We start from the raw sequence: 22,148 nt of genomic DNA on the forward strand, positions 1-22,148 counted from the left end.
TGTGGTATTGATGCGCAACTTGTGTATGACGTTAACTTATGATGGCACTGCCTATTACGGCTTTCAGGTTCAGCCAGGAGGGAATACCATTCAGGATCATCTTGAAGATGCCATTCGTGCTTTAACTGGTGAGAAGGTTAAAATCACGGGTTCAGGCAGAACGGATGCAGGCGTTCACGCACGCAGACAGATCTTCAATTTCCCTACGGAATCCCAGATCCCGATTGAACGATGGTGTATGGCGCTCAACTCCAGATTACCATCCGATATTATCGTTATTGATGCGGTTGAAGTACCAAACGATTTTCATTCTCGCTATGCTGCGAAAAAGAAAACGTACCGGTATACCGTCAATGCGAATCAATTCCCGGATGTATTTAACCGGAGGCTGCAGTATCATCACCATGCCAAGCTGGACATTGCGGCAATGCAGGAGGGGTTGCGTCATTTTATTGGTACGTATGATTTCACCTCCTTTGCTTCACGCAAGTCTCAGAAAGAAAATCATGTACGTTCGGTATACGAAGCATGGATAGAAGTGGACCGTTCAATGTGTAGGGACCATCCGCGCGATCAGGGTGTCATTCACATCTATGTGAGTGGTAACGGCTTTTTGCAGCATATGGTTCGTATTATTGTAGGTACACTGCTGGAGGTCGGAGAGGGCAAACGGAAAGCCTCTGATGTACCGAATATGATTGCTGCTTGTAATCGTTCTGCTGCAGGACCTACTGCGGTTAGCTGCGGTTTAATGCTCTGGGACCTTGAATACAAAAAAGATTAAATTTGCAAAGTGAAATGCTTAATTAACACTTGCGATTTAAGCTCCTATCATGTAATATAAAAGTTGTGTTTTCTTAATGGCTTTCCCACAGCCCCAATTAAGAGGGTCACAACGAAAGAACTATCCATCAACACCTAAAGTTATCACTTAATGAATGAAGATAAATGAATATAATGATGTTGAACATTTTAAGGAGGAACTTTTCATGCGTACCACGTACATGGCGAAGCCTAACGAAGTTGAGCGCCAATGGCACATCATTGATGCCGAAGGCAAAACGCTCGGACGTTTGGCGAGCGAAGCAGCTGCTTTGATCCGCGGCAAACATAAGCCACAATTCACTCCACATGTGGACACTGGCGATTTCGTTGTTATCATCAATGCAGAGAAAATTGTATTGACTGGTAAAAAAATGCAAGGTAAAAAATACTACCGTCACTCGATGCACCCAGGTGGTTTGAAAGTAACTACTGCTGAAGAGATGGTTAAAAACAAACCGGAACGTATGTTGGAATTGGCTGTTCGCGGTATGCTTCCAAAAACTCGCATGGGCGAGAAAATGAAGTTGAGACTTAAAGCGTACAGAGGCACTGAGCATCCACATGCAGCACAAAAACCAGAAGTTTATGAACTTCGCGGTTAATTAAAAGGAGGACAGTTTCATGGCACAAGTACAATACTATGGGACAGGTCGTCGTAAACATTCGGTAGCTCGTGTTCGCCTTGTACCGGGTGAAGGACGCATTGTCATCAATAAACGTGATATTAATGAATACTTCGGTTTGGAAACACTCAAACTGATCGTAAAACAACCACTGAACCTGACAGAAACACTCAGCAACTATGATGTTCTTGTTATCGCTCATGGTGGCGGAATCTCCGGTCAAGCCGGCGCAATCCGTCATGGTATCTCCCGCGCTCTGTTGAAAGCAGATCCGGAATACCGTGCTTCCCTGAAAAAAGCAGGATTCCTGACTCGTGACCCACGGATGAAAGAGCGTAAAAAATACGGTCTCAAAGCCGCACGTCGCGCACCTCAGTTCTCCAAACGTTAATATGCATTACAAGCCTTTGGCCTCGGTCAAAGGCTTTTTTGTATTCTACAGACCAATAGATATATTAAATGTTCTTTACCTCAGAAGATGCACCAAAGTAGCTTCAGGTTCCTCTGTAACGGTTAAAGTTTTTTCCTCCATCGAATACTCCAGTAAATGCGACCTACCTATAACCATTAATCAAATTTGCAGTTTTAGAACTTTATAATGGTTGTAATCATTCATTTTTCATTCTCAATTTTCATCAGTTTTTCTTATGGTTTTGATAAAGGTCACTTACTATTGAAGAATAGAAATCCCGCATTTATCTCATTATTAAATCCTTCTCGTTCTTCTATATTCGTTTGAATCTATAGAGTTTTTCTATACTTCGTTTTATGAAATGAACACCATAAACCCAGTTGGGGCAAAGGATTTCAATGATGAGGAGATAAGGATAAGGTGGAAATGGATGTTGCTACACTTGGATTATTTTATCCACAATCCTATTAAATGCATAATGAATACCAAATTATATTCGAAATGAACAACAAAAAAATGGGCCAAAACGGATGTATTTTACCATATGGCAGGCATTGACATCCCTCATGAAAGATTTATACTATACATAATTCATATTAGATTAGTCGGCTTTAGTGATTGTTGAAATGCAGAATGGGGGAAATGCAGACATGAACTTGTTGGAGAAAGAAGAACTTGCACGGACGAAGGCTGAAGAATTGGAAAACGCAAGTCCAGAGGATATTATTCGTTATGCTATTGAGACTTTTCCAAATATCACTTTTGCATGCAGCTTCGGTGCAGAGGATGTTGTACTTGTAGATATGCTTCAGAAGATCAGCCCATCCACGGATATATTTTATTTAGATACTGATTTTCATTTTAAGGAGACTTACGAAACTCGCGACAAAATGAAGGAGAAATACAATCTAGATTTTGTACGTGTTGCTCCGAAAATTACACCTGAGGAACAGGCAGCTCAACATGGGGAACAATTGTGGAAGTCGGATCCTAATGCATGCTGTAATATTCGGAAGGTTGAGCCGCTGACACGTATTCTATCTCAGTATGATGCCTGGATTACCGGTATTCGGAGAGATCAAGCACCGACGCGTGCAAATTCCAAGAAGGTCGAATATGATGCTAAGTTTGGGCTTATGAAGTTTAACCCGATTGCCCACTGGACTACAGAGGATGTATGGGATTATATTCGTGCCAATAATGTCGTGTACAATCCGCTGCATGATCAAAATTATCCGAGTATCGGTTGTGAGTATTGCACACGTCAAGTTATGCCTGGAGAAGATCCACGTGCGGGACGCTGGTCTGGGAACGATAAAACGGAATGTGGTCTTCATAAATAATTTATTCAGAATAAGTGATGGATTTTATAATGCACTGGATTCATTCTTGATGATATAAAAAATGGTGAAACAGGGAGCTGACAAGATGACTTCGATTCTGCCTCATGGAGGTACGCTGATACAGCGTGTCGTACAAGGAGAAGAACGGGAACAATTATTACGAGAGAGTGAGAAACTGCCCTCTTTACGTATAAACAGCTGGACAATTTCGGATTTGGATCTCATTGGTGTGGGTGCATTCTCACCGCTTCAAGGTTTTATGAATGAAGAAGACTATCTTTCGGTTATATCTCGTATGCGTCTTGCTGACGGAACAGTCTGGAGTATCCCCATTACCTTAGCTGTAGATGAACAGCAGGCTGCATCGCTCCAGATCGGTGAGACTGTGGCACTTATTGGCGATAATGACGGAGTAACTTATGGATTGCTTGAAGTGAAGAGCTTATACAAAGTAGATCAGGGTGAAGAAGCACGTCGTGTCTTCAAGACGGATGATCCAGAGCACCCGGGTGTGAAAAAACTGCTGGAACGACCTGCAACGTATGTAGGAGGTCCGATTCAAGTGCTGAATCGCCCCAAACCGGCCAAGTTCGAACAGTTCTATTATGATCCTGCTGAGACACGGAAAACGTTCCAGGATAAGGGCTGGAAGACGGTTGTTGGTTTCCAGACGCGTAATCCGGTCCATCGTGCCCATGAGTACATTCAGAAGAGTGCAATGGAGATTGTGGACGCCTTGTTCTTAAACCCGCTTGTAGGCGAAACGAAGTCTGATGACGTGCCTGCAGATGTAAGAATGAAGAGTTATCTCGTTTTGCTGGAGAACTATTATCCGGCTGATCGTGCGTTTCTAGGCGTATTTCCGGCGGCAATGCGGTATGCTGGTCCAAGAGAGGCCATTTTCCACGCGATGGTACGTAAAAATTATGGTTGTACTCACTTTATTGTAGGCCGCGACCATGCAGGTGTGGGTGACTACTACGGAACGTATGAAGCGCAGGAGATCTTTAATAACTTCACACCGGAAGAACTCGGTATCACTCCTTTGTTCTTTGAACATAGTTTTTTCTGTACCAAATGTGGCAACATGGCATCCAGCAAAACTTGCCCGCATGATAAAGAACACCACATGGCTCTGTCTGGCACGAAAGTACGTGGCTTGTTAAGAGATGGCCAATGCCCTCCACCTGAATTTACGCGCCCAGAGGTAGCTGAGGTGCTGATAGAAGGAATGGCAGAGCAAGTCCGCTCCTAACGGTATATTTGTCCATCTTGTCCCATATAGATGATTAGAGTCATTTATAGGGACGAGGTGGTTTTTTTATGCGTAAAAATATGGGGAAGCACTTTGTGATCTGGATTAGGTTACGCACCATGAAGAGGGTCATGTTAAGCCTTTGTTTGCTTGCGATGTTTGTGGCGGTGGTGACGTATGAGTTGCCCTCCTCCAAAATGTCCGGTTACTGGGGGCTGCCATTAGCGGGAAAAGTCATAGCCATTGATGCAGGACATGGTGGGCCAGATGGGGGAGCAGTGAGTAAGCAGGGAGTCATTGAGAAAGATATCAATTTATCCATTGCGTTGTACGTACGAGATTATCTGCAGCAAGCAGGAGCCTTGGTTGTGATGACCCGTGAAATCGACACCGATCTGGCTACTACAGATACTAAGGGTTACTCCAAACGCAAGACGGAAGACCTGAAACAAAGAGTAAGAAGAATCGAGGATAAACAGGCAGACCTCTTTATCAGCATTCATATGAACAGTGTACCTTCGAACCGCTGGAGTGGCGCTCAAGTTTTTTATACACCCAATCATCCCGATAATGAAGGATTAGCCAATCTGCTTCAGCAAGAAATGATTCGTAATCTGGAAAATACAGATCGAATCGCGAAAACGGTAAATACCGTTTATTTGCTCCAGGCGTTAAAAATTCCCTCGGCATTGGTGGAGGTCGGTTTCCTTTCTCACCCGGAAGAGGCTCGTCTGCTTGCTGATGAGACCTATCAGCGCAAAGTTGCTGCATCCATCTATAACGGGATTCTCCGTTATTCGTCAGGAGAACGTCCTAAAAGTTAGTCACAATGAGAAAGGTAATGATATAATTGGACCAGCATACCTAATTACATGCCAATAGATAAAGCTGAGGTGCTGTCTGATGTTATCAAAAGAACAGATACTTGAACTATTGCAGCCGTTGCAGGAACCGCAATTGGGCGTAAGTTTGACTGAACTGCAGTGGGTCCGTGATGTCATGGTTAAAGAAAATCATGTTGCTCTTACTATGGTGACGCTGGAGAACCGCACAGAGGATACAACTGCTCTAAGCGATGCCGCTCGCAACCTGTTGTCCCAACACGGAGTGAATGATGTACATATTCGTCTGCGTGCAGCGTCAGAGCATGAGCGTGAGAGCCTGAACATAGGACAAGCGGATCATGAGGAAGACCAGGACGAAGTGCTTGTCAAAGGCCATGCAGCAGGGCTGGACGGACATGAGTTGTTAAGTCCTGAATCCGGCGTGCGTTTTATTGCTGTTGCTAGTGGTAAAGGCGGCGTCGGCAAATCGACGGTAACCGTTAATTTGGCTGCGGCTCTGGCACGTCAAGGCAAGAAGGTTGGCTTGATTGATGCAGATATATATGGCTTCAGTGTACCTGATATGATGGGCATTGAGGAATATCCAGTCGTTGAGGACGGGGTTATCCAACCGGTTGAGCGTTTCGGCGTAAAAGTGATGTCGATGGGATTCTTTATTCGGGAGAATAACCCGGTGATCTGGCGTGGACCTATGTTGGGCCGGATGTTGCGCCAATTTTTTACCGATGTAAACTGGGGAGAGTTGGATTATATGCTGCTTGATCTGCCTCCGGGTACGGGGGACGTCGCACTAGACGTACATCAGATGCTGCCTCACAGCAAAGAAATCATCGTTACAACACCGCATGCAACCGCTGCCTTTGTAGCTGCACGTGCAGGTGCCATGGCCATTCAGACGGAACATGAGCTGCTTGGTGTCGTAGAGAACATGGCTTATTATGAATGCAGCAAATGCGGAGAGAAAGATTATGTATTTGGCCGAGGTGGTGGGGGGACTCTTGCCGAGAGTCTTCATACAGAACTGCTTGCGCAGATTCCACTGGGAGCGCCGGATAATCATATTTCGGAGCCGGATTTTTCCCCATCCGTGTATAAAGCAGATACAAGCATCGGGGCGATTTACGACGAGGTTGCCCAGTCTGTTGATGCCAAGTTTTAGTTTTCTTATGATGTAAAATATATAAAAAGGCCCACATCCATGGATGCGGGCTTTTTTCAACACTCGATATCTTTTAACTTTAAAGTATTATCGACTTACGATCCTCCATTACTTCCGTCTCCACCACTGTTACCATCACTACTGCCGTCTCCGCTGCCACTTCCGCCATCCCCATTGTCATCTTTGCTTTGGCCGTCCTGTTTGCCGCCTTGTTCTGTTTTGGGTTGCAACTCATCTTGGACTACCTTTTTAAGCAAAGTCAGTACTTCCATCCGAAATAAAGGATTTTGCATGACTTCCTGCATAACGGTCATCGTTTGTTTACGATATTCTGGCGTTTTGGTCATATCCATGAACATCTTGGATACTTCAGGAGATTTCATGACATCCCCAATGGATTTTTGATACGTTGGATCTTTGATTAACTGCATATGCAGTTGCTTGCTTTGAGAGTTAATTACTTTGGCGAATTCACCTGCAAATTGTGGATCCGTCATAATTTTCTCGAATTCCTTCTGGTATTCAGGAGCCGTGATGGTATCTTTTACAGCTATACGTATTTGTTCTGAAGATTGCATAGGCATTAACATTTTCATACCCACTGTCCCAGATCCACCGCCAGAAGCTCCACTTTGGCCAGAAGCGCCGCCTTCCCCACCACCAGAAGAACTTTGTCCAGTGAGTGCTTCCTCGACCGCCTTTTTGCCTTCGTCACTTTTGAGAATATCCACGACCATCGTTTTCATCTCTTTATAACCGCCCTGAGGAGGCGAATAATTCTGATCTGAGCCACAGCCGGCGAGCATGACGGATAGTCCAAGTACGACACAGCATAACTGCCACAAAGGCCGTTTCATGTGCACAACCCCTCCTTGATTAGATACTGGATGTAGTATGTGATGGGAAACCGCTAAATATGTTGAATGATGATGGTTTTTTGCTGTGAAGGTTGGTAAAATAAACTCTCGGGGGTGGAAAACATTTGAATTTACGTAAATGGTTTTTCCTATTTTGGTCAGCTTTGCTTATTGGGGCTGCGGGATCATTAGTGACGGGTCTAATTATGATGTTGGTTAATGGAGAAAAAACGAATGGAATGACCGATTTTTTATTTTATCTCCTGATCTTGTTTGGTTCCGGTATTATGATTAGCGTGTATTCGCAAATGGGTTTTTTCGCATACTTGATATTGAACTATATGGGCAAAGGTGTATTTTCGAAACGCAGTTGGCAAATTGTACAGATTGTTCTAACCGTGTTGGCATTACTTGATGTCATGTTTTTACGTTTGTTTGTTGGTGGGGAACGAGAACGGCTATCCGATATTGTGCTTGGAGTCATTATTTTGGCAGCTGGAATTGTTACCGTTTACGTAAAAGTGAAACAGACACATATTTCGGCGTTGGTACCTACACTCTTTTTCATGGTGGCTGTTACCGTGGTGGAGACGATCGGTGTTTTACGAATTGATGTAAATGCGGCTACCATCTTTATTGTGGTTCCACTGTTAATCTGTAATGCATACCAAATGCTGATATTGCACAGGCTGGTAGATGGGTCCATGGAGCAGCGGGTGAGTGGAAAGACCGAAGTACAAGAAAGTCATGCGTAGCGATTATCTTACAAAAAAACGCCAAAAAGAGCTAACCTGGTTAGCTCTTTTCATTTATGCGCTTCAGCGCCATTTACAGGACGTGGAGATCTTCGGAAGGCAAGTATACAGTTTGCATCACCAATACTGTTTTAATTAACGCTTACTGTGCACTGGCTTGGTCGCGAACTTCCGTACCTTTGACACTTGAATGGTTAAGCAGCTCAGAAACCGTCACGAACTCATACCCTTGATTTTTTAACTTGTCGATTATCACAGGTAATGCTTCATGCGTTTGTTTCGAGGAATCACTGGCGTGCAACAGAACAATGTCACCCGGGTGCGCCTTACTAACAACACGATCAACAATGGTCTGTACACCAGGGTTCTTCCAATCCTGCGAATCGGTGTCCCATTGGACTACTTGATAATTCAAACTGCTGGCAACTTGGAGAACGCGTTTGTCAAAGTCGCCATTAGGCAGGCGTAGCAATTTCGGTTCTTTTCCCGTTAAATCGGTTAAAATGCTATGAGCTGTCGAAATTTCCTTGCGGATTTCTTCTTCAGTCAGACTGCTGTAATTATCATGCTTGTGACCATGACTGCCGATTTCGTATCCTGCGTCTTTGATGGCTGTAACAATCTCGGGGTGTGTCTTACTCCAGGGGGAGGACAAGAAGAACGTTGCCTTCTGTACTTTATTATCTTGGAGGACCTTCAGAATAGGCTCTGTCCTTTTATCTCCCCAGCTAATGTCAAAGGTGAGTGCGATAACCTTCTTCTCGGTTGGAACGCTGTATACGGCGGATGGTGCATCCTCCGAGAATACAGAAATATTGCCGCTCTCCAGATAAATAATCCCGATAGCAAAGACGGCAGCAACCAGCACAATCAGGAAACGTTTGATCTTTTTGCCGCTAAATACATAGAACGAGTTCATTTCAATAAGCGCCCCTCTCCCATAAGAAATGCTTGTTTACTCTCCAATGTATGCTCGTACCTCGCAGTTATTCGTATCAGACGTTTGTTTGTCCAACATCTTGGTTTTACAGGAGGATATTATGTTAAAATTCAGTACATTTCTTAGAGCTTTAGGTTCCATTCGTGGTGCATTAATATGGTCGATTGTATTGTTTGTTGTCGGAATAGGCACGGGATGGGTGAGTACAGGAACACTTGAGGATATATTGTTGAATCAAATCGGGGGGCTAAGGGAGGTTAGTGAGCGGCTGGAGCAGGGGGACAATGTGCAATGGAACTTCTTCCTCTTTATCTTCTTTAATAATGCCATCAAAAGTGTACTTGTGATCTATGCTGGTATCTTCTTTGGCATTCTGCCTGTCGTTTTCCTGTTGATCAATGGCATGGTTATCGGATTTCTGGTACACACCACAATGAACTATGGGGCTAGCTTCTTTGATATTGTTGTGAAAGGACTTCTTCCACATGGCATTATTGAAATTCCGGTAATTATTATCGCATGCGCATTTGGTCTAAGGTTTGGTGGATTGGTTCTCAAAAGTCTTGGTCAATTTAGCGGGGAGAAACGAAATACGATTGGCAGCCAGTGGAGTGCGTTTATGCGTACAACGGTAACTGCATCCTTCTGGATTGTTATTTTGCTTTTTGTTGCAGCGATTATCGAAAGTACACTTACCTACAGCCTGGTGCGAGGATAAATTTGTATGGGATGACATTCATAAATTTTCAGAAAGTTGACCATAACAATAAAACGGGTTTCAGTAGCAACCACAAAAGGACAAACAAAGATGATCCTAGGTTTGCTACTAAAACCGGCGCTGTCCAATATATGGCCTGAATTAAGGGGCTCGAATATGACATACAATGGGACACGCCATTATCCATATGCAGAAAAAGGAGAACTCTAATGCTGGGTATGCTGTTTAACGAGAAGGAATGCAAGGAACTGGATTATGTGCTGCGCAAAGAGCTCGACGAAATGTTGTTCGACTTAAGTGACAACCGTCTCGATCAAGAAATTAAATACGCCATAGCGAGTCGCTACAAGACTGTGTTCCGTATGTATGCACGCTTTGCCCCACCCAAAGAGCTATCCAAATATGCTAGAGGTGGCAAACTAAAAAAATCCAAGCCGTAATGATGTGGTAGTGGGATGCTAAAGTTCACCAATATAAGAGAGGTGCGGCCCGTAAAGCCAGCGCTGTACCTCAGACACCATGAATCAGGAATAGGTAGAATAGACGGCTTTGAAAAAGGATATGAAACAATTTGTCGAAAAAGGGTTGACCTTTTTTGTTCAATATGATAAATTAATTTTCGTTCCTTTTTTAAGGAAAAGTTAACTGAAACAAGCGCTGAAATAAAGCGATTGAAAATAAATCGAAAAAAAGTGCTTGCAAAGTAAACTTAAACATGATATATTATAAAAGTCGCCGCTGAAAATACGGTGACGAGGAAAACCGAAACAAATTGAATGTTTGATCTTTGAAAACTGAACAACGAGTGAGTAAACATTCTGCTTGCAGAATGAACGCGAAAGTTAGAGACAAGCCTTGGCTTGGATCGACTGGAGCAACAATGAGATTTTTAATCTCGTCAGTTTCAAAATGAGCTTATCGCTCTTTTCAATACTTTATTGGAGAGTTTGATCCTGGCTCAGGACGAACGCTGGCGGCATGCCTAATACATGCAAGTCGAGCGGACTTGAAGAGAAGCTTGCTTCTCTGATAGTTAGCGGCGGACGGGTGAGTAACACGTAGGCAACCTGCCCTCAAGCTTGGGACAACTACCGGAAACGGTAGCTAATACCGAATAGTTGTTTTCTTCTCCTGAAGAGAACTGGAAAGACGGAGCAATCTGTCACTTGGGGATGGGCCTGCGGCGCATTAGCTAGTTGGTGGGGTAACGGCTCACCAAGGCGACGATGCGTAGCCGACCTGAGAGGGTGATCGGCCACACTGGGACTGAGACACGGCCCAGACTCCTACGGGAGGCAGCAGTAGGGAATCTTCCGCAATGGGCGAAAGCCTGACGGAGCAATGCCGCGTGAGTGATGAAGGTTTTCGGATCGTAAAGCTCTGTTGCCAGGGAAGAACGCTTGGGAGAGTAACTGCTCTCAAGGTGACGGTACCTGAGAAGAAAGCCCCGGCTAACTACGTGCCAGCAGCCGCGGTAATACGTAGGGGGCAAGCGTTGTCCGGAATTATTGGGCGTAAAGCGCGCGCAGGCGGTCATTTAAGTCTGGTGTTTAATCCCGGGGCTCAACCCCGGATCGCACTGGAAACTGGGTGACTTGAGTGCAGAAGAGGAGAGTGGAATTCCACGTGTAGCGGTGAAATGCGTAGATATGTGGAGGAACACCAGTGGCGAAGGCGACTCTCTGGGCTGTAACTGACGCTGAGGCGCGAAAGCGTGGGGAGCAAACAGGATTAGATACCCTGGTAGTCCACGCCGTAAACGATGAGTGCTAGGTGTTAGGGGTTTCGATACCCTTGGTGCCGAAGTTAACACATTAAGCACTCCGCCTGGGGAGTACGGTCGCAAGACTGAAACTCAAAGGAATTGACGGGGACCCGCACAAGCAGTGGAGTATGTGGTTTAATTCGAAGCAACGCGAAGAACCTTACCAGGTCTTGACATCTGAATGACCGGTGCAGAGATGTACCTTTTCTTCGGAACATTCAAGACAGGTGGTGCATGGTTGTCGTCAGCTCGTGTCGTGAGATGTTGGGTTAAGTCCCGCAACGAGCGCAACCCTTGATCTTAGTTGCCAGCACTTCGGGTGGGCACTCTAAGGTGACTGCCGGTGACAAACCGGAGGAAGGTGGGGATGACGTCAAATCATCATGCCCCTTATGACCTGGGCTACACACGTACTACAATGGCCGGTACAACGGGCTGTGAAGCCGCGAGGTGGAACGAATCCTAAAAAGCCGGTCTCAGTTCGGATTGCAGGCTGCAACTCGCCTGCATGAAGTCGGAATTGCTAGTAATCGCGGATCAGCATGCCGCGGTGAATACGTTCCCGGGTCTTGTACACACCGCCCGTCACACCACGAGAGTTTATAACACCCGAAGTCGGTGGGGTAACCGCAAGGAGCCAGCCGCCGAAGGTGGGATAGATGATTGGGGTGAAGTCGTAACAAGGTAGCCGTATCGGAAGGTGCGGCTGGATCACCTCCTTTCTATGGAGAATCGTTTCCCGTAGCGGAAACATTCAAATACAAAATCTAGCGAGGTCGGCTAGTTACTCACTCGTTGCTCAGTTTTGAGAGCTCGAACTCTCAAACGTTTGGTGGCGATAGCGAAGGGGTTCCACACGTTCCCATCCCGAACACGACCGTTAAGCCCTTCAGCGTCGATGGTACTTGGACCGCAGGGTCCTGGGAGAGTAGAACGCCGCCAAGCGTAACCCATTACGGGTTTCAATATGATATATAATGTGGGCCCTTAGCTCAGTTGGTTAGAGCGCACCTCTGATAAGGGTGAGGCCGGTGGTTCGAGTCCACCAGGGCCCACCATGTATACCTTAAAATCTAATATGGGGCCATAGCTCAGCTGGGAGAGCGCCTGCCTTGCAAGCAGGAGGTCAGCGGTTCGATCCCGCTTGGCTCCACCAACAAGATTTTACAAGCTTGTTCTTTGAAAACTAGATATCGAAACGAAAATTGCGAATTAGAACATTCCTTTTTAAGCTGGACTTGTGTAAACAAGTTTCAATAAAACGGTAGATTGCATTTGCTCCTTGGAGCAATTGGTTAAGCTACTAAGAGCACACGGAGGATGCCTAGGCGCTAGGAGCCGATGAAGGACGTGGCGAACAACGAAACTGCCTCGGGGAGCTGTAAGCAAGCTTTGATCCGGGGGTGTCCGAATGGGGAAACCCAGCTGGGGTAATTTCCAGTTACTCATAACTGAATACATAGGTTATGTAGAGGCATACCAGGGGAACTGAAACATCTAAGTACCTTGAGGAAGAGAAAACAATAGTGATTCCGTCAGTAGCGGCGAGCGAACGCGGAGAAGCCCAAACCAGAGAGCTTGCTCTTTGGGGTTGTGGGACATCTCACATGGAGTTACAAAGGAACCGGTTAAACGAAGAGGTCTGGAAAGGCCCGCCAAAGAAGGTAAAAGCCCTGTACTTGAAAGTTGGTTCTCTCCGAGATGTATCCCGAGTAGTGCGGGGCACGTGAAACCCCGTATGAATCCGGCAGGACCATCTGCCAAGGCTAAATACTTCCTAGCGACCGATAGTGAAGCAGTACCGTGAGGGAAAGGTGAAAAGCACCCCGGAAGGGGAGTGAAATAGAACCTGAAACCGTGTGCTTACAAAAAGTCAGAGCCCGTTTTAGGGGTGATGGCGTGCCTTTTGTAGAATGAACCGGCGAGTTACGTTCCCGTGCAAGGTTAAGGTGAAGAGCCGGAGCCGCAGCGAAAGCGAGTCTGAATAGGGCGACATAGTACGTGGACGTAGACCCGAAACCGGGTGATCTACCCCTGTCCAGGGTGAAGGTGCGGTAACACGCACTGGAGGCCCGAACCCACGCACGTTGAAAAGTGCGGGGATGAGGTGGGGGTAGCGGAGAAATTCCAATCGAACTCGGAGATAGCTGGTTCTCCCCGAAATAGCTTTAGGGCTAGCCTCGGAAAACAGAGTCGTGGAGGTAGAGCACTGATTGGGTGCGGGGCCCGCAAGGGTTACCAAGCTCAGTCAAACTCCGAATGCCATAGACTTACTTCCGGGAGTCAGACAGTGAGTGCTAAGATCCATTGTCAAAAGGGAAACAGCCCAGACCATCAGCTAAGGTCCCCAAGTGTGTGTTAAGTGGGAAAGGATGTGGAGTTGCACAGACAACCAGGATGTTGGCTTAGAAGCAGCCACCATTGAAAGAGTGCGTAATAGCTCACTGGTCGAGTGACTCTGCGCCGAAAATGTAACGGGGCTAAACACACCACCGAAGCTATGGCTTGATGCTTTGCATCAGGGGTAGGGGAGCGTTGTATAAGGGTTGAAGGTGTACCGTAAGGAGCGCTGGACATTATACAAGTGAGAATGCCGGTATGAGTAACGAAAAGATCAGTGAGAATCTGATCCGCCGAAAGCCTAAGGGTTCCTGAGGAAGGCTCGTCCGCTCAGGGTAAGTCGGGACCTAAGGCGAGGCCGAAAGGCGTAGTCGAAGGACAACAGGTCGAAATTCCTGTACCACCGTAAGCCGTTATGAGCAATGGGGGGACGCAGCAGGGTAGTGACGCGGACTGATGGATGTCCGTCTAAGCAGTGAGGCTGATGTGTAGGCAAATCCGCACATCGTAAGGCTGGGCTGTGATGGGGAGCGAAAATTATAGTAGCGAAGGTCATGATCTCACACTGCCAAGAAAAGCCTCTAGCCAGGTGATGGTGCCCGTACCGCAAACCGACACAGGTAGGCGAGAAGAGAATTCTAAGGCGCGCGGAAGAACTCTCGTTAAGGAACTCGGCAAAATGACCCCGTAACTTCGGGAGAAGGGGTGCCCCGGTAGTGTGAATAGCACGAGGGGGCCGCAGTGAAAAGGCCCAAGCGACTGTTTAGCAAAAACACAGGTCTGTGCGAAGCCGTAAGGCGAAGTATACGGGCTGACGCCTGCCCGGTGCTGGAAGGTTAAGGGGAGCGGTTAGGAGCAATCCGAAGCTGTGAACCGAAGCCCCAGTAAACGGCGGCCGTAACTATAACGGTCCTAAGGTAGCGAAATTCCTTGTCAGGTAAATTCTGACCCGCACGAATGGCGTAACGACTTGGGCGCTGTCTCAACGAGAGATCCGGTGAAATTTTAATACCTGTGAAGATGCAGGTTACCCGCGACAAGACGGAAAGACCCCATGGAGCTTTACTGCAGCTTGATATTGAATTTGGGTACGATCTGTACAGGATAGGTGGGAGCCTTTGAAGCAGGAGCGCAAGCTTCTGTGGAGGCACCGTTGGGATACCACCCTGATCGTATCTAGGTTCTAACCTGGTACCGTAATCCGGTGCGGGGACAGTGTCAGGTGGGCAGTTTGACTGGGGCGGTCGCCTCCTAAAGAGTAACGGAGGCGCCCAAAGGTTCCCTCAGAATGGTTGGAAATCATTCGAAGAGTGCAAAGGCATAAGGGAGCTTGACTGCGAGACCTACAAGTCGAGCAGGGACGAAAGTCGGGCTTAGTGATCCGGTGGTACCGCATGGAAGGGCCATCGCTCAACGGATAAAAGCTACCCTGGGGATAACAGGCTTATCTCCCCCAAGAGTCCACATCGACGGGGAGGTTTGGCACCTCGATGTCGGCTCATCGCATCCTGGGGCTGAAGTAGGTCCCAAGGGTTGGGCTGTTCGCCCATTAAAGCGGTACGCGAGCTGGGTTCAGAACGTCGTGAGACAGTTCGGTCCCTATCTGTCGTGGGCGTAGGAAATTTGAGAGGAGCTGTCCTTAGTACGAGAGGACCGGGATGGACGTACCGCTGGTGTACCAGTTGTTCCGCCAGGAGCACCGCTGGGTAGCTATGTACGGAAGGGATAAGCGCTGAAAGCATCTAAGCGTGAAGCCCCCCTCAAGATGAGATTTCCCAGTATGTAAGACCCCTTGAAGACGACGAGGTAGATAGGCTGGGGGTGGAAGTGCAGCAATGCATGGAGCTGACCAGTACTAATCGGTCGAGGGCTTATCCAATATGCACGTTGTAAATCGCACATTTCGTTTCGGATCTAGTTTTCAGAGAATAAACTCTGAGATGTAAGCTAAGCTATGCGTTTGGTGGCGATGGCGGAGGGGTTCCACACGTACCCATCCCGAACACGACCGTTAAGCCCTCTAGCGCCGATGGTACTTGGACCGCAGGGTCCTGGGAGAGTAGGACGCCGCCAAGCGAACTCTTTCATCCTACATAGAAAACAGGCTCTGCATGTTAACGTTGTATGATGAATTGCATTTGCCCTGCAAATGCATATTATTCCCTGATAGCTCAGTTGGTAGAGCACTCGACTGTTAATCGAGTTGTCACAGGTTCGAGCCCTGTTCGGGGAGCCATTTGCTCTCATAGCTCAGTAGGTAGAGTGCATCCATGGTAAGGATGAGGTCACCGGTTCGATCCCGGTTGAGAGCTTTGGAAATGGGGCCCGTTGGTCAAGGGGTTAAGACACCTCCCTTTCACGGAGGTAACAGGGGTTCGAATCCCCTACGGGTCATAGCTATATTTATTAGCTTAAAAAAGGGATCAGAATCCCAAAGGTTCGTCGGAGGATAAACTTCGTTAGCAATGGCTTCGCAGTCTCGAACGAAGTGAGAGTATCCCCTACGGGTCATAGGATGGAGGCTTAGCTCAGCTGGGAGAGCATCTGCCTTACAAGCAGAGGGTCGGGGGTTCGATCCCCTCAGCCTCCACCACTTAACTTAATGGGGATTAGCCAAGCGGTAAGGCAACGGACTTTGACTCCGTCATGCATAGGTTCAAATCCTATATCCCCAGCCATCTTATTTTTCAGTTTGAGTCATTAGCTCAGTTGGTAGAGCACCTGACTTTTAATCAGGGTGTCGAAGGTTCGAGCCCTTCATGACTCACCATTATATGCGCGTGTGGCGGAATTGGCAGACGCACTAGACTTAGGATCTAGCGTTTCACGACGTGGGGGTTCAAGTCCCTCCACGCGCATAGGTTTTGCGGAAGTGGCTCAGCGGTAGAGCATCGCCTTGCCAAGGCGAGGGTCGCGGGTTCGATTCCCGTCTTCCGCTCCAATATTTGCGCCCTTAGCTCAGCTGGATAGAGCGTTTGACTACGAATCAAAAGGCCGGGAGTTCGAATCTCTCAGGGCGCGCCATTATTTTCATAAATATCGGGATGTAGCTCAGCTTGGTAGAGCACCTGGTTTGGGACCAGGGGGTCGCATGTTCAAATCGTGTCATCCCGATTTTTATTTGCGGGTGTAGTTCAATGGTAGAACTTTAGCCTTCCAAGCTAATAGCGTGGGTTCGATTCCCATCACCCGCTTCATGATTCATTGAAAAGTCTCTGTATATACAGGGACTTTTCTTTTATTTATAGAAACAACACCTCATTATAATACCAATCTCCCCTATATTCGTTTGATAAGTGAAAGAATAACTCAAACCTCTTCATTAAATTCTGCTATAAGAATCAAAAAATTATAAAAACACTCTTTAATTTATTGCGTCACTGTGATAAAGTATACAAAAGCTTGCTTTGCCGGTCATGTTTCTTTATGTTTCGTCTGGTTTGTAATAATGGAAATCATGCAGATACGAATCCATTCAGGTGCAACGAACATTCCAAGTCTAACTGTATATTTATGAAAAATTAAGAATAGGTATGAGTTATTCGAGTAATGAAAAGTACGTGAAAAAGGTATCATGCGACAGCATTTGACCATTAATCGAAGCAGAACAAGAAAATGAATAATAAAGCGTGTTTTTGTGCTGTAAATCAGGGTAAATCCCCATTTTTACTAGTAGAAAAATAAAGATTTTCGTACCATTTTATTGTATGATGTTATGAAGGTGTCAAATTTACGTGTACGAATGGAACGATCAGATGGGAGGATAAGCATGACTGAAACTATGGTAACCGCCAGCAAAAGCCAATCCAACAACCTGCTTCGGCGAGACGTGCGGTTCCTGGGCAATATACTCGGAGAAGTTCTTGTCCATCAAGGAGGCACGGAACTTCTAGATATCGTTGAGAAGATTCGGGAAACGAGCAAATCGTTGCGTGCAGAGTTCTTGCCAGAACTTTATGCAGAGTTCAAAACGATGATCCAGGAATTAGACTCAGAAAATCGCCATCAGGTGATTCGAGCTTTTGCGATTTATTTTCAATTAGTTAATATTGCTGAACAAAACCATCGGATCCGGCGTAAACGGGATTATGAACGTTCTGCAGGGGACGCTGTGCAGCCTGGATCGATTGAAAAAGCAGTACAAGATCTGAAGGAACGTGGACTGTCTCACACGGAAGTAGAGGATATTCTAGAAGATTTATCGCTGGAATTGGTGATGACAGCTCATCCAACCGAAGCCATGCGTCGGGTTATACTGGACATCCACAAACGGATATCCGAAGATGTCATGTCACTTGATAATCCTACGCTGACGTTGCGTGAACGTGAACAGTTGCGGGAGAAGTTGCTGAATGAAGTCATTACACTATGGCAGACTGATGAGCTTCGTGACCGTAAACCGACTGTGCTTGATGAAGTACGGAACGGAATGTATTACTTTCATGAAACGTTGTTCCATGTACTTCCGGATGTATACCAGGAGCTTGAACGCTGCCTGAATAAATTTTATCCTGACCATGACTGGCATGTGCCGACGTATTTGCGGTTCGGTTCCTGGATCGGTGGAGACCGGGATGGAAATCCTTCGGTAACTTCAGATGTAACATGGCAGACACTGTTGATGCAGCGTAAGCTCGCTTTACGTGAGTATCAACGGATTATGATTGAACTTATGGGACATCTCAGCTTCAGCACGAACATCATTCACGTATCGGATGAGCTGGTTCAGTCGATTGAGCAAGATCGTAGTTGTGTAACGTTGAAAAAAGTGGACATGTGGCGGAATGAAAAAGAGCCATATCGCATTAAATTGGCTTATATGATTGCCAAGCTGAACAATGTTCTGGACGAGAACAAAGTAGGACAGCCTGACCGCTATGACAGCGCTCAAGGACTGATGGATGATCTGATGATTATCGATCGCAGCCTGCGTCATCACTTTGCAGACTATGTAGCAGATACGACCATTCGTAAAATGATTCGTCAAGTGGAGCTGTTCGGATTCCATACAGCTGCATTGGATGTGCGTCAGCACAGCAAAGAGCATGAAAATGCGATGTCGGAGATTTTGGCCAAGATGAACATCGTAGAAGATTATGCTCGTTTGACGGAAGATGGCAAAATCGATTTGCTGGCTCGTTTGCTGGATGATCCTCGTCCGCTGACTTCCCCTTATCATCAATACACTGAGGGGACCAAAGAAACTCTGGATGTATTCCGTACGATCAAACGTGCTCAGAGCGAGTTTGGGGCCGGCTGTATCACAAGCTACCTGATTAGTATGACCCAAGGAGCAAGTGATCTGCTTGAGGTTATGGTATTTGCCAAAGAAGTAGGTTTGTTCCGCAAAGAGCATAACGGTGAAGTGGTATCTACGCTTCAAGCGGTTCCATTGTTTGAAACGATTGATGATCTTCATGCCGCTTCGGAAATTATGGAGAAGCTGTTCAATCTTCCGGTATATCGCGCAAGTGTGAGTGGACGGAATGAACTGCATGAAATCATGTTGGGTTACTCGGACAGCAACAAGGATGGCGGGGTTGTTACAGCCAACTGGGAGCTGCGCGTGGCGATGAATGCTATCACCGCTGTTGGGAATAAACACGGCGTTAAACTGAAGTTCTTCCATGGTAGAGGTGGAGCGCTTGGACGTGGGGGTATGCCTCTCAACCGTAGTATTCTTGCTCAACCACCACACACCATTGGTGGGGGCATCAAGATTACAGAGCAGGGTGAGGTTATCTCTTCCCGTTATTCCCTTCAGGGAATTGCATACCGCAGTCTTGAGCAGGCTACATCGGCTTTGATTACAGCTGCACTAAACGGTCTGGAGCCGCAGGAGTCGGACTCAGAGCGTCAGTGGGACAGCATCATCAAAGATATTTCTGAAGTATCCCTGACAAAATACCAGGATCTCATCTTCCGTGATCCAGACTTCTTTACTTTCTTCAAGGAATCGACACCGCTGCCTGAGGTTGGGGAACTGAATATTGGTTCACGTCCATCCAAACGGAAAAACAGCGACAAGTTCGAGGACCTGAGAGCGATCCCTTGGGTATTTGCCTGGACCCAAAGTCGTTATCTGCTTCCCGCATGGTATGCGGCAGGAACGGGACTTCAAAGTTACTATCAGGATAAAGAAGAAAATCTGGTTGTCCTGAAAGAAATGTATGAAAACTTCCCATTCTTCCGTACACTAATTGATACGGTACAGATGGCTGTTGCCAAAGCAGATCTGGTTATTGCGAAGGAATACTCGGCCATGACTTCCAATGTGGAAGCACGTGATCGCATCTATGGTCAGATTGAATCTGAATTCAAACTTACCAAAGAGCTGATTCTGAAAATTACGGGAGAAGCTGAAATTTTGGATGATGTACCGGTGATTCAAGAGTCGATCCGACTTCGTAATCCATATGTCGATCCTTTGTCCTACATGCAGGTCCAACTTCTGAGTGAGCTCAGAGACATGCGTGAGCGTGGCGAGGATGACACAGAGTTGCTGCGTGAAGTGCTGCTTACAATTAACGGCATTGCTGCAGGACTTCGGAATACGGGCTGATCATTAACCTGCTTAACAATATATGAAGTGAATTTTCCAGCCATATAGATAGTAAAAGCTTAATTCTTTCCTCAGCTTGAGTGAGAGATGAAACGGGACTCCTTCGGGAGTTCCCGTTTTTACTGTTTTTGGCGGTTATTTTCCGGCACAGTCTTGATTTTTGACCAAAGTTGATTTACGATTTGATTGGTGAATTACAAGTGTGGACGGGTATCAGAAGGCGGAAGACCCATCAGCATGTCTGGGGGAATAAGGGTGGACAATTTGGAGAACAGGCTTGTTAAGCTGGTACTGAAGGGTGACCAGCGAGCCTTTGCAGAAATCGTTGAATTATACAAGGACAAGCTGTTTCATCTGGCATACCGGATGCTGAACAATCGTCATGAAGCTGAGGACGTTGTACAGGAGACGTTTTTACGTGTGTTTCGCAATATGGAGAAGTATGATCCGAACCAGAAGTTCTCAACCTGGATATACCGGATTGCAACCAATCTGTGTATTGACCGCTTACGGCGGAAGAAACCTTCTTATTCATTGGATGCAGAGCTGAATGATCAGGAAGGATCTGATGGTTATGCAATGCTTCCAAGCGATGATCGTACACCAGAGAGTGAAGCACTTTTGTCTGAAACACAGACACTAATCCGTGAAGCGATTGACAGTTTGCCGGCCAAGTATAAATCAGTCATGATTTTGAGATATTTACAGGACTTGTCGCTACAGGAAATCAGTGATGTGACAGGTATGCCCGTAACAACGATTAAGACTCGTGTTCATCGGGGCCGTGATTTTTTGCGTAAAAAACTGGAGTATAAGTTATAAATGTAAAACGTCTGTATTTTGGGCGAAATTATTTGAAACATATCCGAAACGGATGCGTATGTAATGTATGCAAGTCTTATGCGTGCTTTTTGGCAATGCAAGGACTAAGTGATCTAAGAAAGGATTGGCTCTCATATGGATTGCAACTCGGCCGTCTCTTTAATGCATGAATGTTTGGATGAGTCGTTGTCCCCGGCCCAGAAGGTTGAACTGAAAAGTCACCTTGTGACCTGTCCGGATTGTCGCATGCGCTTTAAAGAGTTGGAACAGACGGAAATGCTACTCTTTGCCATGAAACACTATTCACCGTCTGCCTCGGATGAGCTGACCAATCGAATTATGAATGCTCTGCCCCAGCCCAAGAGACAGCAAGTATGGCTCAAATGGGTCAAAGGACATCCCGCGCTGACGGCGGCAGCCTTCTTTTTGGTCGTGATGCTCTTTAGCGCCTGGAATTTCTGGAATCAGAATAACGAAATGGTCGTTAAGGGAAATAATCTGGACCAGATCGTGATTGAAGGAAACACGGTTATTGTTCCGGAGGGCAAGTCCATTGCTGGCGATCTTACGATAGAGAATGGAACTGCTCAGGTATACGGTGATGTGAATGGCAATCTTACGGTCATCGACGGACAGTTGTATCAGGCTTCAACGGCACATATTTCCGGTCAGGTGAAAAGTATTGATCAGGCGCTGGACTGGTTCTGGTACAAAATAACCAATATGGTAAATGAAGTGGCTTATCGCTAAAACAGAGTAAATTCTTCAATGGTATATACCAAGCAGGGTACCTCCAGATTGCTGGGGTACTCTTTTTTTATCTGATAACTTTGTAATTTATGGGATTTGTGTTGTTTATGCGCAGTTTGTGACTCCCGTAACTTGCAACATGAACGTTAACGTTATAACCTAGATACTAAAGAGAAC

At 46.4% G+C, this 22,148-nt stretch carries 15 protein-coding genes, 13 tRNA genes and 4 rRNA genes; 30 read left to right on the plus strand and 2 right to left on the minus strand.

Going from position 1 to position 22,148, the window contains the following annotated elements; all coding sequences use genetic code 11:
- Window positions 1-10: 10 nt before the first annotated feature.
- From truA to MHB84_RS16780, 7 genes are all read left to right on the plus strand, one after another.
- Complete coding sequence (truA, locus tag MHB84_RS16750; protein ID WP_076292172.1) at window positions 11-784, plus strand: tRNA pseudouridine(38-40) synthase TruA; 774 nt, start codon at window positions 11-13, stop codon at window positions 782-784.
- Window positions 785-989: 205 nt separating this feature from the next.
- Window positions 990-1,427, plus strand: a complete 438-nt coding sequence (gene rplM, locus MHB84_RS16755; RefSeq protein ID WP_024633564.1) for a 50S ribosomal protein L13 — start codon at window positions 990-992, stop codon at window positions 1,425-1,427.
- Between the two features lie 19 nt (window positions 1,428-1,446).
- Window positions 1,447-1,839: a 30S ribosomal protein S9 gene (gene rpsI / locus MHB84_RS16760; protein ID WP_024633563.1), complete on the plus strand. Its 393-nt coding sequence runs from the start codon at window positions 1,447-1,449 to the stop codon at window positions 1,837-1,839.
- 671 nt (window positions 1,840-2,510) lie between these two features.
- The gene (locus tag MHB84_RS16765) at window positions 2,511-3,203 is read left to right on the plus strand and encodes a phosphoadenylyl-sulfate reductase (RefSeq protein ID WP_076292173.1); all 693 of its coding nucleotides are present in this window, start codon (window positions 2,511-2,513) and stop codon (window positions 3,201-3,203) included.
- An 85-nt stretch (window positions 3,204-3,288) separates the two neighbouring features.
- Window positions 3,289-4,458, plus strand: a complete 1,170-nt coding sequence (sat, locus tag MHB84_RS16770) for a sulfate adenylyltransferase (RefSeq protein ID WP_076292174.1) — start codon at window positions 3,289-3,291, stop codon at window positions 4,456-4,458.
- Window positions 4,459-4,526: 68 nt separating this feature from the next.
- Window positions 4,527-5,282, plus strand: coding sequence for an N-acetylmuramoyl-L-alanine amidase CwlD (gene cwlD / locus MHB84_RS16775; protein ID WP_076292175.1), 756 nt, complete (start codon window positions 4,527-4,529; stop codon window positions 5,280-5,282).
- A 79-nt stretch (window positions 5,283-5,361) separates the two neighbouring features.
- Window positions 5,362-6,462: an Mrp/NBP35 family ATP-binding protein gene (locus tag MHB84_RS16780; RefSeq protein ID WP_076292176.1), complete on the plus strand. Its 1,101-nt coding sequence runs from the start codon at window positions 5,362-5,364 to the stop codon at window positions 6,460-6,462.
- 95 nt (window positions 6,463-6,557) lie between these two features.
- Here the strand turns inward: MHB84_RS16780 and gerD are convergent, their stop codons facing one another.
- Complete coding sequence (gene gerD, locus MHB84_RS16785) at window positions 6,558-7,319, minus strand: spore germination lipoprotein GerD (protein ID WP_076292177.1); 762 nt, start codon at window positions 7,317-7,319, stop codon at window positions 6,558-6,560.
- Between the two features lie 125 nt (window positions 7,320-7,444).
- On the opposite strand from gerD, the gene MHB84_RS16790 reads away from it, so the two are divergent.
- Window positions 7,445-8,074, plus strand: a complete 630-nt coding sequence (locus tag MHB84_RS16790; protein WP_076292178.1) for a KinB-signaling pathway activation protein — start codon at window positions 7,445-7,447, stop codon at window positions 8,072-8,074.
- A gap of 142 nt (window positions 8,075-8,216) precedes the next feature.
- On the opposite strand, the gene pdaB is transcribed toward MHB84_RS16790, so the two are convergent.
- Entirely contained in the window at window positions 8,217-8,993 is a 777-nt protein-coding gene (gene pdaB / locus MHB84_RS16795) for a polysaccharide deacetylase family sporulation protein PdaB (RefSeq protein ID WP_076292179.1), read from the minus strand.
- A gap of 121 nt (window positions 8,994-9,114) precedes the next feature.
- Between pdaB and MHB84_RS16800 the strand changes: the two genes are divergently transcribed.
- The 22 genes from MHB84_RS16800 to MHB84_RS16905 all read left to right on the plus strand — a co-directional run bounded on the left by MHB84_RS16800 (window position 9,115) and on the right by MHB84_RS16905 (window position 21,971).
- Window positions 9,115-9,732, plus strand: a complete 618-nt coding sequence (locus MHB84_RS16800; protein ID WP_076292180.1) for a stage II sporulation protein M — start codon at window positions 9,115-9,117, stop codon at window positions 9,730-9,732.
- A gap of 209 nt (window positions 9,733-9,941) precedes the next feature.
- A complete protein-coding gene (locus tag MHB84_RS16805) occupies window positions 9,942-10,172 on the plus strand; it encodes a hypothetical protein (RefSeq protein ID WP_017692114.1) in 231 nt (76 codons plus the stop codon).
- A 495-nt stretch (window positions 10,173-10,667) separates the two neighbouring features.
- Window positions 10,668-12,219 (plus strand): 16S ribosomal RNA (locus MHB84_RS16810).
- Between the two features lie 106 nt (window positions 12,220-12,325).
- A 5S ribosomal RNA gene (rrf, locus tag MHB84_RS16815) occupies window positions 12,326-12,442 on the plus strand.
- Window positions 12,443-12,478: 36 nt separating this feature from the next.
- A tRNA-Ile gene (locus MHB84_RS16820) sits at window positions 12,479-12,555 on the plus strand.
- Window positions 12,556-12,577: 22 nt separating this feature from the next.
- Window positions 12,578-12,653, plus strand: a tRNA-Ala gene (locus tag MHB84_RS16825).
- A gap of 137 nt (window positions 12,654-12,790) precedes the next feature.
- A 23S ribosomal RNA gene (locus MHB84_RS16830) occupies window positions 12,791-15,716 on the plus strand.
- Window positions 15,717-15,796: 80 nt separating this feature from the next.
- Window positions 15,797-15,913, plus strand: a 5S ribosomal RNA gene (gene rrf, locus MHB84_RS16835).
- Together the 16S, 23S and 5S rRNA genes with 13 tRNA genes alongside form the textbook arrangement of a ribosomal RNA operon.
- Before the next feature lie 84 nt (window positions 15,914-15,997).
- Window positions 15,998-16,073 (plus strand) — tRNA-Asn (locus MHB84_RS16840).
- A 3-nt stretch (window positions 16,074-16,076) separates the two neighbouring features.
- A tRNA-Thr gene (locus tag MHB84_RS16845) sits at window positions 16,077-16,149 on the plus strand.
- 10 nt (window positions 16,150-16,159) lie between these two features.
- Window positions 16,160-16,231: transfer RNA gene (locus tag MHB84_RS16850), tRNA-Glu, on the plus strand.
- Between the two features lie 123 nt (window positions 16,232-16,354).
- A tRNA-Val gene (locus tag MHB84_RS16855) sits at window positions 16,355-16,430 on the plus strand.
- A 10-nt stretch (window positions 16,431-16,440) separates the two neighbouring features.
- Window positions 16,441-16,515 (plus strand) — tRNA-Gln (locus tag MHB84_RS16860).
- Window positions 16,516-16,531: 16 nt separating this feature from the next.
- Window positions 16,532-16,607, plus strand: a tRNA-Lys gene (locus tag MHB84_RS16865).
- A gap of 6 nt (window positions 16,608-16,613) precedes the next feature.
- Window positions 16,614-16,695, plus strand: a tRNA-Leu gene (locus tag MHB84_RS16870).
- A gap of 8 nt (window positions 16,696-16,703) precedes the next feature.
- Window positions 16,704-16,778, plus strand: a tRNA-Gly gene (locus tag MHB84_RS16875).
- A 6-nt stretch (window positions 16,779-16,784) separates the two neighbouring features.
- A tRNA-Arg gene (locus MHB84_RS16880) sits at window positions 16,785-16,861 on the plus strand.
- A gap of 16 nt (window positions 16,862-16,877) precedes the next feature.
- Window positions 16,878-16,951 (plus strand) — tRNA-Pro (locus tag MHB84_RS16885).
- A 9-nt stretch (window positions 16,952-16,960) separates the two neighbouring features.
- Window positions 16,961-17,031, plus strand: a tRNA-Gly gene (locus MHB84_RS16890).
- 575 nt (window positions 17,032-17,606) lie between these two features.
- Window positions 17,607-20,399: a phosphoenolpyruvate carboxylase gene (ppc, locus tag MHB84_RS16895; RefSeq protein WP_076291154.1), complete on the plus strand. Its 2,793-nt coding sequence runs from the start codon at window positions 17,607-17,609 to the stop codon at window positions 20,397-20,399.
- Between the two features lie 255 nt (window positions 20,400-20,654).
- The gene (sigW, locus tag MHB84_RS16900) at window positions 20,655-21,221 is read left to right on the plus strand and encodes an RNA polymerase sigma factor SigW (protein ID WP_017692117.1); all 567 of its coding nucleotides are present in this window, start codon (window positions 20,655-20,657) and stop codon (window positions 21,219-21,221) included.
- A 135-nt stretch (window positions 21,222-21,356) separates the two neighbouring features.
- The gene (locus tag MHB84_RS16905) at window positions 21,357-21,971 is read left to right on the plus strand and encodes a zf-HC2 domain-containing protein (RefSeq protein ID WP_062329949.1); all 615 of its coding nucleotides are present in this window, start codon (window positions 21,357-21,359) and stop codon (window positions 21,969-21,971) included.
- Window positions 21,972-22,148 lie beyond the last annotated feature (177 nt).

Origin of the sequence: Paenibacillus sp. FSL F4-0087, from assembly GCF_038020215.1 — a bacterium.
Classification (GTDB): Bacteria; Bacillota; Bacilli; order Paenibacillales; family Paenibacillaceae; genus Paenibacillus; species Paenibacillus taichungensis.

Coding starts and splice junctions, on each gene's coding strand:
- MHB84_RS16800 (WP_076292180.1), top strand. CDS start 9,115: ATGTTAAAATTCAGTACATTTCTTAGAGCTTTAGGTTCCATTCGTGGT.
- gerD (WP_076292177.1), bottom strand. CDS start 7,319: ATGAAACGGCCTTTGTGGCAGTTATGCTGTGTCGTACTTGGACTATCC.
- rplM (WP_024633564.1), top strand. CDS start 990: ATGCGTACCACGTACATGGCGAAGCCTAACGAAGTTGAGCGCCAATGG.
- MHB84_RS16780 (WP_076292176.1), top strand. CDS start 5,362: ATGTTATCAAAAGAACAGATACTTGAACTATTGCAGCCGTTGCAGGAA.
- MHB84_RS16805 (WP_017692114.1), top strand. CDS start 9,942: ATGCTGGGTATGCTGTTTAACGAGAAGGAATGCAAGGAACTGGATTAT.
- MHB84_RS16765 (WP_076292173.1), top strand. CDS start 2,511: ATGAACTTGTTGGAGAAAGAAGAACTTGCACGGACGAAGGCTGAAGAA.
- cwlD (WP_076292175.1), top strand. CDS start 4,527: ATGCGTAAAAATATGGGGAAGCACTTTGTGATCTGGATTAGGTTACGC.
- pdaB (WP_076292179.1), bottom strand. CDS start 8,993: ATGAACTCGTTCTATGTATTTAGCGGCAAAAAGATCAAACGTTTCCTG.
- sat (WP_076292174.1), top strand. CDS start 3,289: ATGACTTCGATTCTGCCTCATGGAGGTACGCTGATACAGCGTGTCGTA.
- truA (WP_076292172.1), top strand. CDS start 11: ATGCGCAACTTGTGTATGACGTTAACTTATGATGGCACTGCCTATTAC.
- ppc (WP_076291154.1), top strand. CDS start 17,607: ATGACTGAAACTATGGTAACCGCCAGCAAAAGCCAATCCAACAACCTG.
- MHB84_RS16905 (WP_062329949.1), top strand. CDS start 21,357: ATGGATTGCAACTCGGCCGTCTCTTTAATGCATGAATGTTTGGATGAG.
- rpsI (WP_024633563.1), top strand. CDS start 1,447: ATGGCACAAGTACAATACTATGGGACAGGTCGTCGTAAACATTCGGTA.